This is a genomic window from Bacillus sp. BML-BC051, assembly GCF_019656175.1.
GTDB lineage: Bacteria > Bacillota > Bacilli > Bacillales > Bacillaceae_G > Bacillus_A > Bacillus_A mobilis.
Window position 1 is genome coordinate 1 of sequence record NZ_BPLI01000078.1, and the last position, 14,524, is coordinate 14,524.

Annotated in this window: 18 protein-coding genes; 7 read left to right on the forward strand and 11 right to left on the reverse strand. The window is 32.9% G+C overall.

Annotation, left to right across the window (positions count from 1 at the left end):
- Positions 1-4: 4 nt before the first annotated feature.
- Positions 5-193 carry an RNA chaperone Hfq gene (gene hfq, locus K5S59_RS25940; protein ID WP_000400659.1) on the reverse strand — a complete coding sequence of 63 codons (189 nt, stop codon included), beginning with the start codon at positions 191-193 and terminating at the stop codon, positions 5-7.
- A gap of 53 nt (positions 194-246) precedes the next feature.
- Positions 247-465: an aspartyl-phosphate phosphatase Spo0E family protein gene (locus tag K5S59_RS25945; RefSeq protein ID WP_033656016.1), complete on the reverse strand. Its 219-nt coding sequence runs from the start codon at positions 463-465 to the stop codon at positions 247-249.
- 238 nt (positions 466-703) lie between these two features.
- Between K5S59_RS25945 and K5S59_RS25950 the strand changes: the two genes are divergently transcribed.
- From K5S59_RS25950 to K5S59_RS25975, 6 genes are all read left to right on the forward strand, one after another.
- The gene (locus K5S59_RS25950) at positions 704-823 is read left to right on the forward strand and encodes a YjcZ family sporulation protein (RefSeq protein ID WP_000007804.1); all 120 of its coding nucleotides are present in this window, start codon (positions 704-706) and stop codon (positions 821-823) included.
- Between the two features lie 166 nt (positions 824-989).
- Entirely contained in the window at positions 990-1,457 is a 468-nt protein-coding gene (locus K5S59_RS25955) for a VOC family protein (protein WP_000589696.1), read from the forward strand.
- A gap of 7 nt (positions 1,458-1,464) precedes the next feature.
- The gene (locus K5S59_RS25960) at positions 1,465-2,679 is read left to right on the forward strand and encodes an MFS transporter (protein WP_120451084.1); all 1,215 of its coding nucleotides are present in this window, start codon (positions 1,465-1,467) and stop codon (positions 2,677-2,679) included.
- A gap of 128 nt (positions 2,680-2,807) precedes the next feature.
- Entirely contained in the window at positions 2,808-3,257 is a 450-nt protein-coding gene (locus K5S59_RS25965; protein WP_087958197.1) for an ArsR/SmtB family transcription factor, read from the forward strand.
- 19 nt (positions 3,258-3,276) lie between these two features.
- Positions 3,277-4,497, forward strand: a complete 1,221-nt coding sequence (locus K5S59_RS25970) for an MFS transporter (RefSeq protein ID WP_120449777.1) — start codon at positions 3,277-3,279, stop codon at positions 4,495-4,497.
- Between the two features lie 125 nt (positions 4,498-4,622).
- Entirely contained in the window at positions 4,623-5,348 is a 726-nt protein-coding gene (locus K5S59_RS25975) for a sulfite exporter TauE/SafE family protein (protein WP_098259031.1), read from the forward strand.
- A gap of 146 nt (positions 5,349-5,494) precedes the next feature.
- Here the strand turns inward: K5S59_RS25975 and K5S59_RS25980 are convergent, their stop codons facing one another.
- The 6 genes from K5S59_RS25980 to K5S59_RS26005 all read right to left on the reverse strand — a co-directional run bounded on the left by K5S59_RS25980 (position 5,495) and on the right by K5S59_RS26005 (position 9,542).
- On the reverse strand, positions 5,495-6,106 hold the full coding sequence (locus tag K5S59_RS25980; RefSeq protein WP_000361345.1) for a hypothetical protein: 612 nt from the start codon (positions 6,104-6,106) through the stop codon (positions 5,495-5,497).
- Position 6,107: 1 nt separating this feature from the next.
- Positions 6,108-6,653 (reverse strand): sigma-70 family RNA polymerase sigma factor, encoded by a 546-nt coding sequence (locus K5S59_RS25985; protein ID WP_212981785.1) that lies wholly within the window; start codon positions 6,651-6,653, stop codon positions 6,108-6,110.
- 187 nt (positions 6,654-6,840) lie between these two features.
- On the reverse strand, positions 6,841-7,425 hold the full coding sequence (locus K5S59_RS25990) for a DJ-1/PfpI family protein (protein ID WP_000709441.1): 585 nt from the start codon (positions 7,423-7,425) through the stop codon (positions 6,841-6,843).
- Positions 7,426-7,511: 86 nt separating this feature from the next.
- Positions 7,512-8,246 (reverse strand): oxygen-insensitive NADPH nitroreductase, encoded by a 735-nt coding sequence (gene nfsA / locus K5S59_RS25995; RefSeq protein WP_001002411.1) that lies wholly within the window; start codon positions 8,244-8,246, stop codon positions 7,512-7,514.
- A gap of 252 nt (positions 8,247-8,498) precedes the next feature.
- Complete coding sequence (locus K5S59_RS26000; protein ID WP_000678044.1) at positions 8,499-8,816, reverse strand: magnetosome magnetite crystal formation protein family; 318 nt, start codon at positions 8,814-8,816, stop codon at positions 8,499-8,501.
- A 147-nt stretch (positions 8,817-8,963) separates the two neighbouring features.
- On the reverse strand, positions 8,964-9,542 hold the full coding sequence (locus tag K5S59_RS26005; protein ID WP_000727384.1) for a YdcF family protein: 579 nt from the start codon (positions 9,540-9,542) through the stop codon (positions 8,964-8,966).
- Between the two features lie 160 nt (positions 9,543-9,702).
- On the opposite strand from K5S59_RS26005, the gene K5S59_RS26010 reads away from it, so the two are divergent.
- Positions 9,703-10,368: a DUF421 domain-containing protein gene (locus K5S59_RS26010; RefSeq protein WP_000923941.1), complete on the forward strand. Its 666-nt coding sequence runs from the start codon at positions 9,703-9,705 to the stop codon at positions 10,366-10,368.
- A gap of 35 nt (positions 10,369-10,403) precedes the next feature.
- Here the strand turns inward: K5S59_RS26010 and K5S59_RS26015 are convergent, their stop codons facing one another.
- The 3 genes from K5S59_RS26015 to K5S59_RS26025 all read right to left on the reverse strand — a co-directional run bounded on the left by K5S59_RS26015 (position 10,404) and on the right by K5S59_RS26025 (position 14,506).
- Positions 10,404-11,759: an MATE family efflux transporter gene (locus K5S59_RS26015; RefSeq protein WP_033656309.1), complete on the reverse strand. Its 1,356-nt coding sequence runs from the start codon at positions 11,757-11,759 to the stop codon at positions 10,404-10,406.
- Between the two features lie 131 nt (positions 11,760-11,890).
- Positions 11,891-12,736 carry a MerR family transcriptional regulator gene (locus K5S59_RS26020; RefSeq protein WP_098259034.1) on the reverse strand — a complete coding sequence of 282 codons (846 nt, stop codon included), beginning with the start codon at positions 12,734-12,736 and terminating at the stop codon, positions 11,891-11,893.
- Positions 12,737-12,832: 96 nt separating this feature from the next.
- The gene (locus tag K5S59_RS26025) at positions 12,833-14,506 is read right to left on the reverse strand and encodes a ribonuclease J (protein WP_098873125.1); all 1,674 of its coding nucleotides are present in this window, start codon (positions 14,504-14,506) and stop codon (positions 12,833-12,835) included.
- Between the last annotated feature and the right edge of the window lie 18 nt (positions 14,507-14,524).

A 14,524-nucleotide genomic window follows, 5' to 3' on the forward strand; every position in this document is an offset into this window, starting at 1 on the left:
TGTCTTATTTCATTATCGTTGATACAGCCTGCTTATAAATCAGTTGTTGTTTTCCATCAACTAACATTAAAATAGTAAATTTGTCTATCGCAACAACTTCTCCTACTATTCTAACGCCACTCTTTAAAAATATTGTAACAATACCTTTTTCTTCTTTTATTTGCTTATATAACTCTTCTTGTAAATGTTCCAAATACTGTTCTCTCCTTTTTGTGCAATATCTTAATATAAAAAACTACAAATTATTTATTTATGTACTTTATCTTTTACATTCATAAACTTATTAATAAGTATATCTAAATCTCGGCTAAATAACAAAACTTTATCATGTTCCAATCCGTGCCTAGCAACGAGTTGAATTAACTCTTTCTTTTTGTTTTCTATTTTATTGTGTAATTTTCCCATCTCCATCTCTTTACTAAAACTCCCTTTTCCCATAATATTACTTGTAAAATTATAGTACAAATCCTCTCATAAAAAAATATAAAAATGGTTTTTTTTACAATTTTTATATTTTCCCATGAACAAATCGCAAAATATGTAACGATTTCTTCACATATCCCTAGCCAAACATACAATCAAAATGACCATACAGGCGTTTGTCTAATTACAAAAGAGACTGGCTCCTTTTCCATAAAAAAACATACTGTATATAGTAGTCCATGAATTATATAGATTAACTTTCTCAAAAGGAGGAAAACATATGAGCTTTGGTGGAAGTTGCGCTGGTTTCGGCGGTGGATTTGCTTTGCTTATCGTACTATTCATCCTTCTAATCATCATCGGATGTAGCTGTTGGGGTGGCGGCGGATTCGGATACTAATATATCCTATCCTTAACAAATGAACGAAAAACTATACGAAAACAGCTCATATTTGAGCTGTTTTTTCATACTTTCGTATGAAGTGATATCCCTCTTTTTTGCGATTTTAACTAATAAAAAAACGTTTACTATGAAATTAAGAAATACTTTACTAAGGAGGATTACAATGATTAAAGGTCTTTACGAAGCACATTTACCTGTCCGTAACCTAGAGATATCAATACCTTTTTATGAATCACTTGGACTGAAATTATATAAAAGAGGAGATGATATTGCTTTCTTTTGGATTAAAGAAAATGAAAGTTGGCTCGGTCTTTGGGAAGGCACAGAATACAAAGTTAATTATCATCCCTCTTTACGACACATCGCCTTTCAAGTAAGCTTACATGATTTAGAAAATGCGATTCATTGGCTAAATCAAAAAGGTATTTCAGCACGAAAAGATTTCGGAATGGAACCAATTGAACCGATTGTTTTTCCAGAATTAGCGCATGCCGCCGTATACTTTAACGATCCTGACGGAAATAGTTTAGAATTGATTGCACAATTACCTGTTGGACTCCCTACAGCGGAAAAAGTGTATGTAAGTGAGTGGAAAAAACAAGTTCAAGCATCATCATTACATAAAGATTAATCTCGTTATGTCAGTTTCTTATTCAACACTTCTAAAAACAAACAAAAACTTCAAAAAACTATTTTACGCTCAAACATTAAGTGTACTTGGAGATTGGTTTCATACTGTAGCTTTATTAACATTCATCTATAGCATAACGGGATCTCCGTTTATGATCGCACTCACTTTTATAAGTAAAGGATTGCCTCAACTTCTGCTTAGTCCTTTCATAGGCGGGATTGTAGATCGTTTTTCTAAAAAGAAGATTCTGATTTTTACCGATATTTTACGAGGCATAATCGTCCTTACTTACTTATTTGCACTATATGAAATTGAAATTATTTTCATTTCTAATATATGTTTATCCGTACTTTCTTGTTTATTTGAGCCGGCTAAACAAGCAACCTTAAAAAATATCGTACACCAAAACCATTTCGTAACTGCTAACTCTCTTTCTAGTATAATGAATGGTTTTATGTCTATTATGGGGGCTTCTTTAGGCGGAATCCTTGCACAATCTTTACATATTGAGTTCGCTTTTTTAATCAACAGCCTGTCATACTGTATTTCAGCCTATTTTATTTATAATATGAGTGTCCCTTCTCATGATAATTGTAGCAAGAAAAAAGCATTTTTTACTGATATAAAAGATGGTTATACATACATATTACAAACAAAAATCATTTTAACATTAATTCTTGTCGGCATTTCATGGGGCATTATCGGAGGCGCTTATCAGCTACTTCTAACGATCTATGCCGAAAGAATTTTCAGCACTAACATTGGAATTTTATATACGGTTCAAGGGGCTGGGCTTATGATGGGTAGTCTCCTCGTTAATCTTTATATATCTCATAATAAAGAAAGAATGAAAAAAGCATTTGGCTGGGCCTACTTCCTACAAGGAATTTTCTTTCTCGGATTCATTTTGTCCGATCAACTTATTATCGGTATCATTACTCTATTCTGTATGCGCATAGCGGGAGGAATCATCGTTCCACTTGATACGACATTACTTCAAACTTACACGAAGGACAATATGATGGGTAAAGTTTTTTCATTCCATTATTCCATTTACGGATCTCTTATTCAGTTATCAATGTTTTTTACAGGATGGCTTTTAGAAGTTCTTTCTCCACAAGTTATTGGTACCTTGTTAGCTATATGCTGTATTTTTATGAGTTTTATATGGCTGTTCTTGTTTTATCGAGGGAAACTTAATGAAGAATCTACTATCACTTAATAGCATGTTTATGTACATGCTATTTTTATTTATGTCGAAATTTAAAGGAAAAAGGCGATTTATTTCCCTTACGTTCTAATTTTTTAGAATGTACAATAAATTTAGATTATAAGAAAGGAGATGCCATAATGTTTGACGATAGACTTACTATTTCAGCTGAGCAGCAGAAGCTCATTTCCAATGCAACTCGCATTCAAATTCTTCATCTTTTAAAAGACGAAGCACTCACTGCAAAGCAAGTAGCTACTAAACTAAATAAATCTGCTGGTAGCGTACATTATCACGTTCAAATTTTATATGATGGAGGGTTACTTGAATTAGTAAACACGAAAGAAAAACGAGGAATTATTGAAAAATATTATAAGGCAAAATCTGCTCATTTCTATATTGAAGAAAGCGGCACAGAAGGAACGAATACAGGCAGTCATATTGTATCTCATTTATTTTTAACTCCAGAGGAATTACAACAGCTTACTTGGGAAGTTTCACAAGTTTTATTACGCTGGGAAAACAAAACCGCTCGTCAATCAAACTCCGAAGAGGAATACGCTATTTCCTGCAAGATTAAAAAACAATGAAAGAAAGGTCCAGCTGCTCATGAAAAATAAATTATTATTATTATCGGGAACAGGAATTTCTCGTTTAGGTGATTTTATGTATCTCATCGCTCTCAATTTAATGGTGTTAAATAGCACAAATTCCCCTGCTGCTGTAGCAGGATTATGGATTGTAGGTCCAATTGCAACCGTTGTTACAAAAATATGGTCTGGTAGTATAGTCGATCGATTAAACAAACGGTCCATTATGCTCATCACAGATATAATTCGAGCAGCTCTTATTGGCTGTATTCCACTATTTGATTCTATTTGGGCCATTTATATTTTTATCTTTTTGACTCGTATTGCCACATCATTTTTCGATCCAGCTTCATTTTCTTATAGAACAATGCTCATACGAGCTGAAGAACGCACTCAATTCAACGCTTGGAATAACTTTTGTACAAGCGGTGCTTTTATTATCGGTCCAGCCCTTGCTGGAATACTTCTCACCACGTACTCAGCATCCTTTGTTATTTACTGCAACTCACTTTCATTTCTACTTTCTACCATTCTCATTTACTTCTTGCCAAACATTACACTACAAACAAAGCAAAACGAAGAGGTTGCAAATACTTTCGTACAAACATTACGAAGTGATTTGAAACAAGTTTTTTCATTCGCTCGAACGGAAACTTACATCATTCTCATATTCATTTTATTTCAAGCTACTATGCTTGTTTCTATGGCACTCGATTCACAAGAAGTTGTTTTCACAAATCAAGTACTGTTTTTATCCGACATGGAATATAGCATGCTTGTTAGTATAACTGGTGCTGCTTACGTTTTCGGTTCATTTCTTGTCTCTCTCTTTGCCAAACGATTACCAATTCAGCATTGTATCGGATTCGGTATGATTTTCACAGCAATAGGCTATATAATTTTTGCCTTTTCAAATTCATTTATGGTCGCGGCAGGCGGTTTCATTTTACTTGGCATTTCTTCATCATTTGCTGGTACTGGCTTTATCACATTTTATCAAAATAACATCCCTGTACATATGATAGGACGTATCGATAGCGTGTTTGATTCCATAAAAAATTTCATCCAAATCTTTTTCATTTTAGCAATTGGAGCATCCGCACAATTTCTTTCCGTTCAAATTACTGTAATCAGTAGCTCGTTACTCATTCTTTTCCTTTCCTGCTTATTAGCAATCCGGGTAATGACCCCTTCACGAGAAAAATATTTTAAAGCTACCGGGTCATCATTGGAATATTAACTGCAACATAAAAAGCGGCTATTTAGCCGCTTTTTCCCCGTATTAAAGGACAGTAAGCCCTCACTGATTAAAGTTTCACTTTATGTTAAAATATGTATTGGATCTGATTATGTAGGAGGGCTATTTTGGAGATTATATTCATTTTCATATGTATTATATTAGTAGCTTCTATTTTACAAACAAGTACAGGTTTTGGCTTTTCTATTATGGCAACACCTTTCTTACTCATGCTATTTCTACCACAAGAAGCTATACAAATAAATATCATTTTATCATTAATTATTTCCATATCACTCATCTGGAAAATAAGAATGGACATTGATTTTATTCTACTGAAAAGATTAATTTTCGGCAGTATAGTTGGTGTTCCTTTTGGTATTATCATTTTCACTTCTATTAACATCAACACATTTAAATTAGCAATTAGCATCCTACTCTTACTATTAACGTTGATGCTAATATGCAACTTTAAGATTCAATCAACAAAATCTAGAGATTTCATAGTTGGCGGATTATCTGGTCTTTTAACGACAAGTATCGGTATGCCAGGACCACCCCTGTTACTTTACTTTACAGGAACTGATACGAAAAAAGAGAAATTAAGAGCAACCACTTTAGCTTTTTATCTATTTATATATTTCATTAGTCTACTAACTCAAATACTCTTTACTGGCACAAACAAAACAATTTGGGAATCAAGTTTTTATGCTATCCCTATCGTATTTCTAGGTTTGTATATAGGACAAATTATTTTTAAATGGCTCAATCAACGGATTTTTAAAATATTTACGTACATCCTTTTGAGTTGCACCGGTATGTATCTTCTTATTGAAAGTTTGCATTTGTTATAAGTACGTTTTTCAAGATAATAGATGCTTTATATTATTACGTGCGGTGGAGTAGTCTACATCAAAAAAAAACATATTTTAGAGCTACAAAATCATAAATAAAATACTAACTAAACGATAAAAAGCGGCTATTATGCCGCTTTTTATATTCACATTAAATATTTTAAAACTAAAATCCCACCTATTACTATTACAAAGACATTGAAAAAAATCATCCAACGTTTTTCAAATTCCTTATATCTCTCTTCTTTCACTCCATATTGTTTTAGTTTTTCAATTAAAATTGTTAATTTTTGATTATACTCTTCACTTCCTAATTGTATATAATTGTTATTTATTTTAATTCCATATACATTTTTCATTTTTTTATGTTGCGAAACTGCTTGAATTGAGTTTATTAGTACATTGTATTCATTCAACTTTTTAAAATAACAATCTAACGCTACAATTTGTAACCTTGTATTAGTTAAAACAATGTAATAATAAAAAGTAGCACCTGCCGTGAATATATTCGGTATAACTTTAGAATTAACAAATCCTCCTTCTTCCACTAATATTTCACACTCGATTTCTTCTCCTTCTTGTAACTCTTTCCGAACTGATTCTTCCAACATTTGCACCGTTAATTTCTTCAATAATTCCCCGTTTTTCACATAATACTTATCTACATTTATAGACTCATTCGCTTCTTGCTCTAAACGTGCAATTTCTTCCTCTGAATATTGGAGCTCATTTAACATAGATAATAATCTTTTATCCATATTACACACTCCCTTTCCACAGTTTTTGAATTTTTTTCTTCCCACGAGAAATTCGATTGTATATATAATCCGCCGTCACTTTTAATTCTTTCGCAATATCGTCAATGGAATATCCATCAATATACCTCTTCAAAAAGAGATATCGATCTTTCTTATTTAAATCTTGAACTATTTCCATAATCTCTTCTTCTTGTTCTATTTCATACCTATCATGAATACCTGTATCTATTTCTACGTCTTTATCGATTTTATTCTCTTTATATATTTTCTTTTTATATTCCAATGCCTTTAATTTAGTAATACCAATCATCCAAGATTTTAAGTTTCCCTTTTCTGTATCAAATTGTTCGATATGAAACCAAATGACAGTAAATACATCGTTATAACAATCATCCACATATTGTTTCTCCATAGGGGTACTTAATGATTTATGAATAATGTATAAAATTAACTTTCCATATTGATCAATTACTTCTTTCAAAGCATCTTGATCACGTTTTTTCATAGCTATAATTAAATCCTCTTCAGAATCGAAAATCATAAACATCTTCCTTCCTCAATTCCCCTTTAGCAGCTGCCTTTACTTACTATTGGTATTTCATTCTCATTTTCTATCACTTTTGTAAAAATTTCTTAATTTTTATTTCTATGTATAATGATAACAAATAAAATACCTAAGTTCAGAAAGGAGTATCTACATTCTGAACTTAGGTATTAACAATTAAATTATTCACTTATACTAACGTTTCATCACAAACCTCTGTTACATTTTTAAAGTATTGCAAGTTCTCCTTCGCTTCAGCTTCATTAAATAAATTGAGCTGCTTCATTATTTCAGTAGCAAATTCAACGTACGCAGATCCTACCGCTGTTATTATTTTTCCATCAACGGTTACATCTTTATTTTGTTTATATTCCCATTCATGTAAATGCGCTAATTGTTTTTCATCTCGTGTTAATGATGTTGAGAATTTCTTCTTATTAAGTACTCCTGATGCATGCAGTAAAGATGTCCCTGCACAAATACCTGCTATCCATTTATTTTGCTTATGTAATTCGTTCACGATAGATAACAACTTTTCATTTTCTAAATGATCAAAAATATGTCCACCTGGTACAATAAACACTTCATAGTCTGCTACTTCAATATGCTCAATAGAGACATGTGGTTGACACAAAAATCCACCTTCTCCTGTAACTGTTTTTCCGTCTACAGTTGCTGTTATTATTTCAAATTCCTTACTTATCAAAAATAAACTCGCTATATTCACTTCAAATTCCGCAAATCCATCAAATAAAAAGATTAAAGCTTTTTTCATAGTATCCCCTCCCCCTATACTTATTCGAAGATAATCCTATTTCTCCTCCAAAAAAGGCAGACCTACATGCAGGTCCGCCTTTTTACTCATTTCTTATTAAATCCTTTTTCACTTAAAAACTCGTTCATATGCATTCTTTTTTCTTTAGACATAAATGAACTCATTGATTCCGTCCATGTTACGTTTTTCTTATTTGATGATCTTTCTTTGTAATACGAACTCATCGTTTCATCGTATTCGTTTAATAATTCATCATATTTCTTTTCATCATACCCATTTTCATGAAGGATTGCTGCTACTGGTAAACGTGGTTTCACTCCATGATCTTCATCTGGTACACCAACTGTCATTCCGAATACAGGGTATACTTTATCTGGTAAACGAAGCAATTCACTTACTTCCCTCGGATTATTACGAATACCACCAATATAACAAATACCGTATCCTAACGATTCTGCTGCTAGTGCTAAATTTTGCGCGAAAAGTGAAGCATCTACCGTCGCAACGATAAAATCTTCTGCTCCTTCATGCTTTATTTCTGTACCATGCTGTTCACATGCCATTTCAAGTCGTTTTAAATCCGCACAACAAACAAAGAATGCTGCGCAGTCTTTCACGTGACGATTTCCGGATAACTCTGCTAGTTTAGCCTTTAGGTCTTGATCTGTTACATATATAACAGAATACGCCTGTACAAAATGTGAGGAAGCGGCATGCTGCGCAGCTTGTACCATTCTTTCTACTACATCTTTCGAGATTGATTCTTCTTTATATTTACGAACTGAAACGTGTTGCTCCATTTTATGTATAATCTCATTCATGAAAAACACTCCTTTTTTCTCTTCATAATGAAAAATTAACATATCTTTTTCAATATTCACAACTTATAAGCACAAAAAGAGCAATTCTTTTTGAATTGCTCTTTTTAAAACGTCTATCAATACGGTAAATGAAATTATATCGACAATACTTTAAATATATCAACGATCTTTCGAATATATCGACGATTCGACAAGGGATATCGACTTGCCGACAAATAACGGCAAACTCACACCAAATTATTTCTTTTCTTATTACGCTGTTTTCAAAACTTTAATACCTTTTACGATATTCCAAATGAAGTAATAAATCCCTACAAGTATGAACACCGCATATGTGATCATCATTCCAATTCCAGCACCATCCGATTGATTGAAGCTTAAGCCATATATGCCGGATACTGCTAAGCCACCAAATAAAATCGCATACGGGAAAATATGTGACCAAAATGCTTTTTTCGCGTGGTATTTCACTTCATCCTCCGCAACGAAGTACACGATAATTGGCAGTAAAAATGGTGCAAAAAAGATACTAAAGTAACATAGTGAAGATAATATATTATTTCCTTTCATCCGATTCACCTCTAAATGTTTTTGTTATCTTCATTATGTCAGGAATCCATTCTAGAAACTATCGCTTTACCTTTCATAAACATGACATCTTTGTAAGATTTTCATCAAAAATAATCCCGCCTGGATTTCGAGGCGGGATTATTTTTTCTATATTCGATTCATAAACCAATATTGCGTAATGGCTAAATACTCTCGTATATTCGATGGAATGACAATTCGCTTCGGTGTTTCGGCCGGAAGACCTTCTAATTGTAACCCTTGTTTTGCTGCTATTTTTTTCGCTCTAAACATATGGAAATCGTTTGTTACGATCATTCCTTTTTTCATATTGTCTGGAATTAACGGTTTTGAGAATTTAATATTCTCATCTGTACTCGTTGATTTATCTTCCATTATAATGCGGTCTTCTGCAATTTTTTGTTTCATTAATCCATTCTTCATTGCTAATGCCTCTGAAATATCTTCCCCTTTTCCTTTCCCTCCAGATACTATAGCAATCGTTTTCTCATGTGATTGTAAATATTCAGCTGCTTCATCAATACGATATTGCAATGAGTACGATGGTGTCGTTCCGTTTACTTTCGAGCCTAATACAATTATATAATCCGCATCGTAGGTAGCATTCATTTGCCCATGCTTATATATGTTATATTGTAAAAATCCCGCATAAACGGCGCAAACCATTATAATTCCTATCATATACTTAATAATTTTTTTCTTTTTCATATCCATATACTCCTAAGTTCTTTGCTTCTTTCATGATAATATCCATTTATTTGTTTGTATACAGACAAATTCCAATTCACCCTAATTTATCCTCCGGAAAGTAATATTTATATTTCTTTCGGGAACAGTAAGTACAACTTTGCACGAAGGAGTGTCCCTATTGCTTCTCTTTTTATGTAACGTATCGTTCTTTTTCATCTTATTTTTACTATCACTTAAGATGCTCGGTAAGTCAGCTTTAGCACAACTAACTCCTCATGATTTTGGTGCTATTATCTTTTTATCTTATTTAGCTTTTCAGGCCATACCAGTCTCTGGTGCTTTGCAAGCTTTTCTCGGTATGGTCGTTATTACATGTTTGCATTTGCTTCTTACAAAATTAAGCTTACTAAACAAACTAAATCGTTTCATTCTCGGACATCCTATCATTTTAATTAAACATGGTGACATTATTTTTGAGAACTTACAAAAAAGTAGATATCCAATTGCTGAACTACTTTCTAACCTTCGCGTCGCAGGATACCCAAGTGTTCATGAAATTGAATACGCTATTTTAGAAGCAAACGGAGCCATTAGTATTTTACCAAAGCGTGAGCTTGTACCATTAACTCCAAAAGATTTGAACATAGATGTTACGTATGCCGGATTACCAATTGCCCTTATCGTTGATTCGCAAATTCAATACGATAACTTAAAGTTAATTCATAAAGACGAAAAATGGTTATATAAAGAATTAAAAGAAAAGGGCATCACTAATATTAAAAGCGTTGCTTTCGCGTCTGTTCAAGAAACAGATGGATCTTTTGCGATTAGTTTAAAAGAATAGAAAATCCCCTTAATTTCTTAAGGGGATTTTCTTCATTATATCGCTTCTTTCTCTCCCGCCATATTTAATGGAACAGGATGTTTCATACGATTCATCGTAAATACGATAATCGCTGTCAATACTTCAGCTACTGGCATAACGAGCCAAATTCCATTTATCCCAAATAATTTTGGCATAATCCATAATAATGGAATAATAAATAATAACCCTCGGCTCATTATAATAAGCACTGATTTTGTCGTTTGTCGCACGGATTGGAAGTACTCTCCATACACAATGTTATAGCCTAAAAATACATATTGGATAAAGAACAAGCTAATACCCGTTAATGTTAACTCCAATAACTCTGGAGATTGGACATCAAATAGACCAATAATATATTTCCCGAAGAATAATCCGACAATTATTGCAATACCACCAAGTACTACCGCAATTTTTACAGCGAACTTTAATCCTTCGCGCAATCTCTCTGACAAATTTGCGCCGTAATGGAAACTAGCGATCGGTTGTAATGCTGCTCCAACACCGAAGAATAGTAGTAATGTCATCGCATGAATACTATTCACCATCGCATAAGAAGCGACTCCAACTTCTCCTGCATATTGAACGAATGCAATATTAAAACCAATCGTTACAATCGCTACTGTACTTTCTGCTGTAAAGCTCGGGAAACCGATTATCATAATTTGTTTAACTGTATCCCACTCAAAATGGAATTTCGTCCATTTTAAAATACTACTTTTCCTAAAGAAATGAGATAATAATACAAGGAAACCAATCGCTGCCGAAAGAATAGTCGCTGAAGCAGCACCTGTTACGCCCCATCCAAAGATGAATATAAAGATATAGTCAAATACTATATTTAATACAGCCGTTACAACTAGACCTGCCATTGCTAAATTAGGATTTCCATCATTTCGTATAAATGTACTTAAAATATTTTCTAACACGTATATCATTCCAAACATTAATAATACGTGTAAGTAGTCTAACGCATACGGTAAAATCACTTCGTTTGCACCGAATAAGTATGCTAAATCTTCTATTCTCCATAAACAAATCGCTGCTAACACACCTACGATAATTACTGCTACTGTTATGGATTGCGTAAAAATAGACCTTGCTCTTTCTACTTTATTTTCACCTAGTGCAATGGAGTATAACGTTGCCCCGCCCATTCCAATCCATAATGAAATAGAAAAGAAAATTGAAAAGGCTGGAATAGCCACGTTTACTCCAGCTAAACCGTTTGCTCCAACTCCCCTACTAATCATAACCGCATCAATCACGATATTAACTGACATTAATACCATTCCTAGAATGGCTGGTATTAAATAAGAAATAAATAAACTTTTTATCGGTTTTTCTCTTAATTTTTCTGTTGCTTCCATCATATAAATGCTCCTTTTTTCAATGCTCTGTTCACAGTTTAAACCTTAAAGTTACTTGAAGGTCAATAGAGAATTTGAAAAATAGGTAACTTAATTATTCTGTTTGATGTCAATTTGTAATGATACGAGTTCTACATCTTATTGCTTTGTTTTTTCATGATAGGAATTTGAATTTCAGTTACTTGCTCCTCTGGATTTTCTGTTACAGACCAATCAATCAATGCAATCTCAATTGCATCTCCACTTACTTCGTATCCTTCTTGATCAATATATTTCATTAATTTCTTATATGTTTCATCCGTTTCTTCATATGGGCCGTGATGATATACACAGGCAAACATACCTTCTTTAATTTCATCTGAGCTATGTACTTGAAAAGGCATGTAATCTAAAAGAATGAAAACACTACTATATGCTTGAAACTCATTTTGCATTAATCCTTTTTTCGCAACTGTTACACCGATATCTCCAGAAAATAAGCTATCATCCATTTGTCTCATATTTTTTTGCAGCGAATGAATATAGTACTCAAACATATCATCTGTCGTATTTGGGGCAACAGCAATGGCTGTAATTTTCCTCTGCGGGATTTCTTTAATTACCATTTGTTCAGCTTTTGCTTTTGTTGCTTCCTTAATTAAATGAATTTTATGCTCCATTTTCGCCAAAGCATACTCAATTTCTCTTTGTTTTTTCAACATCATTTCTTGTTGTTTTTCCAATAAATTGAGTGCATATGCTGGATTTCTTTCATCAATATATTTCTTAATTTCCTTTAATGGAATATTTAATTGGCGTAAAAATTTAATCGTATCTAATAGTGAAAATTGATCGATTGTGTAATAACGATAATTCGTTTGCGGATCTACAGTAGACGGATGAAAGATACCTTTTTCATCATAATAACGTAATGTAGATTCTGCTATATTATGCATTTTTGCCATTTCTCCAATTGTAAAACGTTTATTTAATAACATCTCTTATTTCCTTCCATTTCTATTTATTTCATTATATGTTCATTCTGTCTTCAAAACAAAAAAGAATTCCCCTACGAGAATTCTTTTTATTAAATCTTAAACCTCTATTATTATAGGAAGAATCATCGGTTTTCTTTTCGTGTTAGTATATATAAACTTCCCTAAAGCTTCTCTTACTTCTCTTTTCAAAATACCCCAGCTATTCACATTTTCTTTCTTTAAATTATTAATCGTAATAACAGCTAATTTATTTAATTCCTTCAAAAATTCTTCTGAATCACGAACATAGACAAATCCACGAGATATCATATCAGGACCGGAAATAATTTCTCCGTCCACTTTATTAAAGGTAATAACTATTACGAGCATTCCATCTTCTGAAAGTTGTTTTCGATCACGTAATAAGGCATTTCCAACATCACCTATTCCTAATCCATCTACATATATATTTCCTGCCTGTATTTTTCTAGATTGAATGGCCACTTCATTACTTATATCTACAACACCTCCATTACGAACGATAAAGATATTTTCTTTTTCAACACCAATTGATTCTGCTAACAAACTATGGTGATGTAGCATTCTAAACTCTCCATGAATTGGAATAAAATATTTAGGTTTCATTAAAGTGAGCATTAATTTCAATTCTTCTTGATACGCATGACCAGATACATGAACTCCAGTAGAACTACCTGATCCATAAATTACTTTTGCTCCTAAAGCAAATAAATTATCTATAATTCTTGAAACGTTACGTTCATTTCCTGGAATCGGAGTCGCGGCTATAATAACCGTGTCTTCTGGCAAAACATCAACTTGTCTATAGTTTCCACTGGCTAAACGCGCTAAAGCTGCCATCGGTTCTCCTTGACTTCCTGTACAAAGTATCGCTACCTGCTTTGGATCTAAACGATTTACTTCACTCGCTTCAATTAACATGCCGTCTGGAATATGCAAATACCCTTTCTCTAGAGCAACTTCTACTACATTTACCATACTTCTCCCGAGCAAAGCCAATTTTCGATTTGTTTTTATGCAAGCTTCAACTATTTGCTGAACACGATTCACATTAGAAGCAAATGTAGAAATAATTACTTTTCTATTTGCTTTCATAAATATTTCTTCTATTCGTTCTCCTACTGATCTTTCTGATGGAGTAAAACCTGGTCGTTCTGCATTTGTACTTTCAGATAGTAAAGCTAGTACACCCTCACTACCTATTTTAGCCATTTTATGAATATCAGGATGTTGGTTATTTACTGGTGTTAAATCAAATTTAAAATCCCCGGTATGCACTACAGTACCTTCTCGTGTATGAAACACAATACCGAGACAATCTGGAATACTATGATTCGTTTTAAAAAATGTCGTCTTAATAGAACCGAGATCGATTTCTGATTCAGCGTGAATAACAATTAATTCTGTATCATTTTGAAGATTATGCTCTTTTAATTTAATTTCAATTAAACCTAACGTTAACTTCGTCGCGTAGATTGGTACGTTTAGTTGTTTTAAAAAATATGGTATTCCACCAATATGGTCCTCATGTCCATGTGTCACGACTAACCCGCGAATTTTTTCTTTATTTTCTTGTAAGTATGTGATGTCTGGAATTATTAAATCAATTCCTAATAAACTTTCATCTGGAAATTTAGATCCACAATCAATAACGACAATATCATTTTCATATTGAATAGCATACATATTTTTCCCTATTTCATTTACTCCACCTAAAGCAACAATAGACAAGTTTTTCTTTAATGAATTCAAAGGATAGGCCCTCCCTTT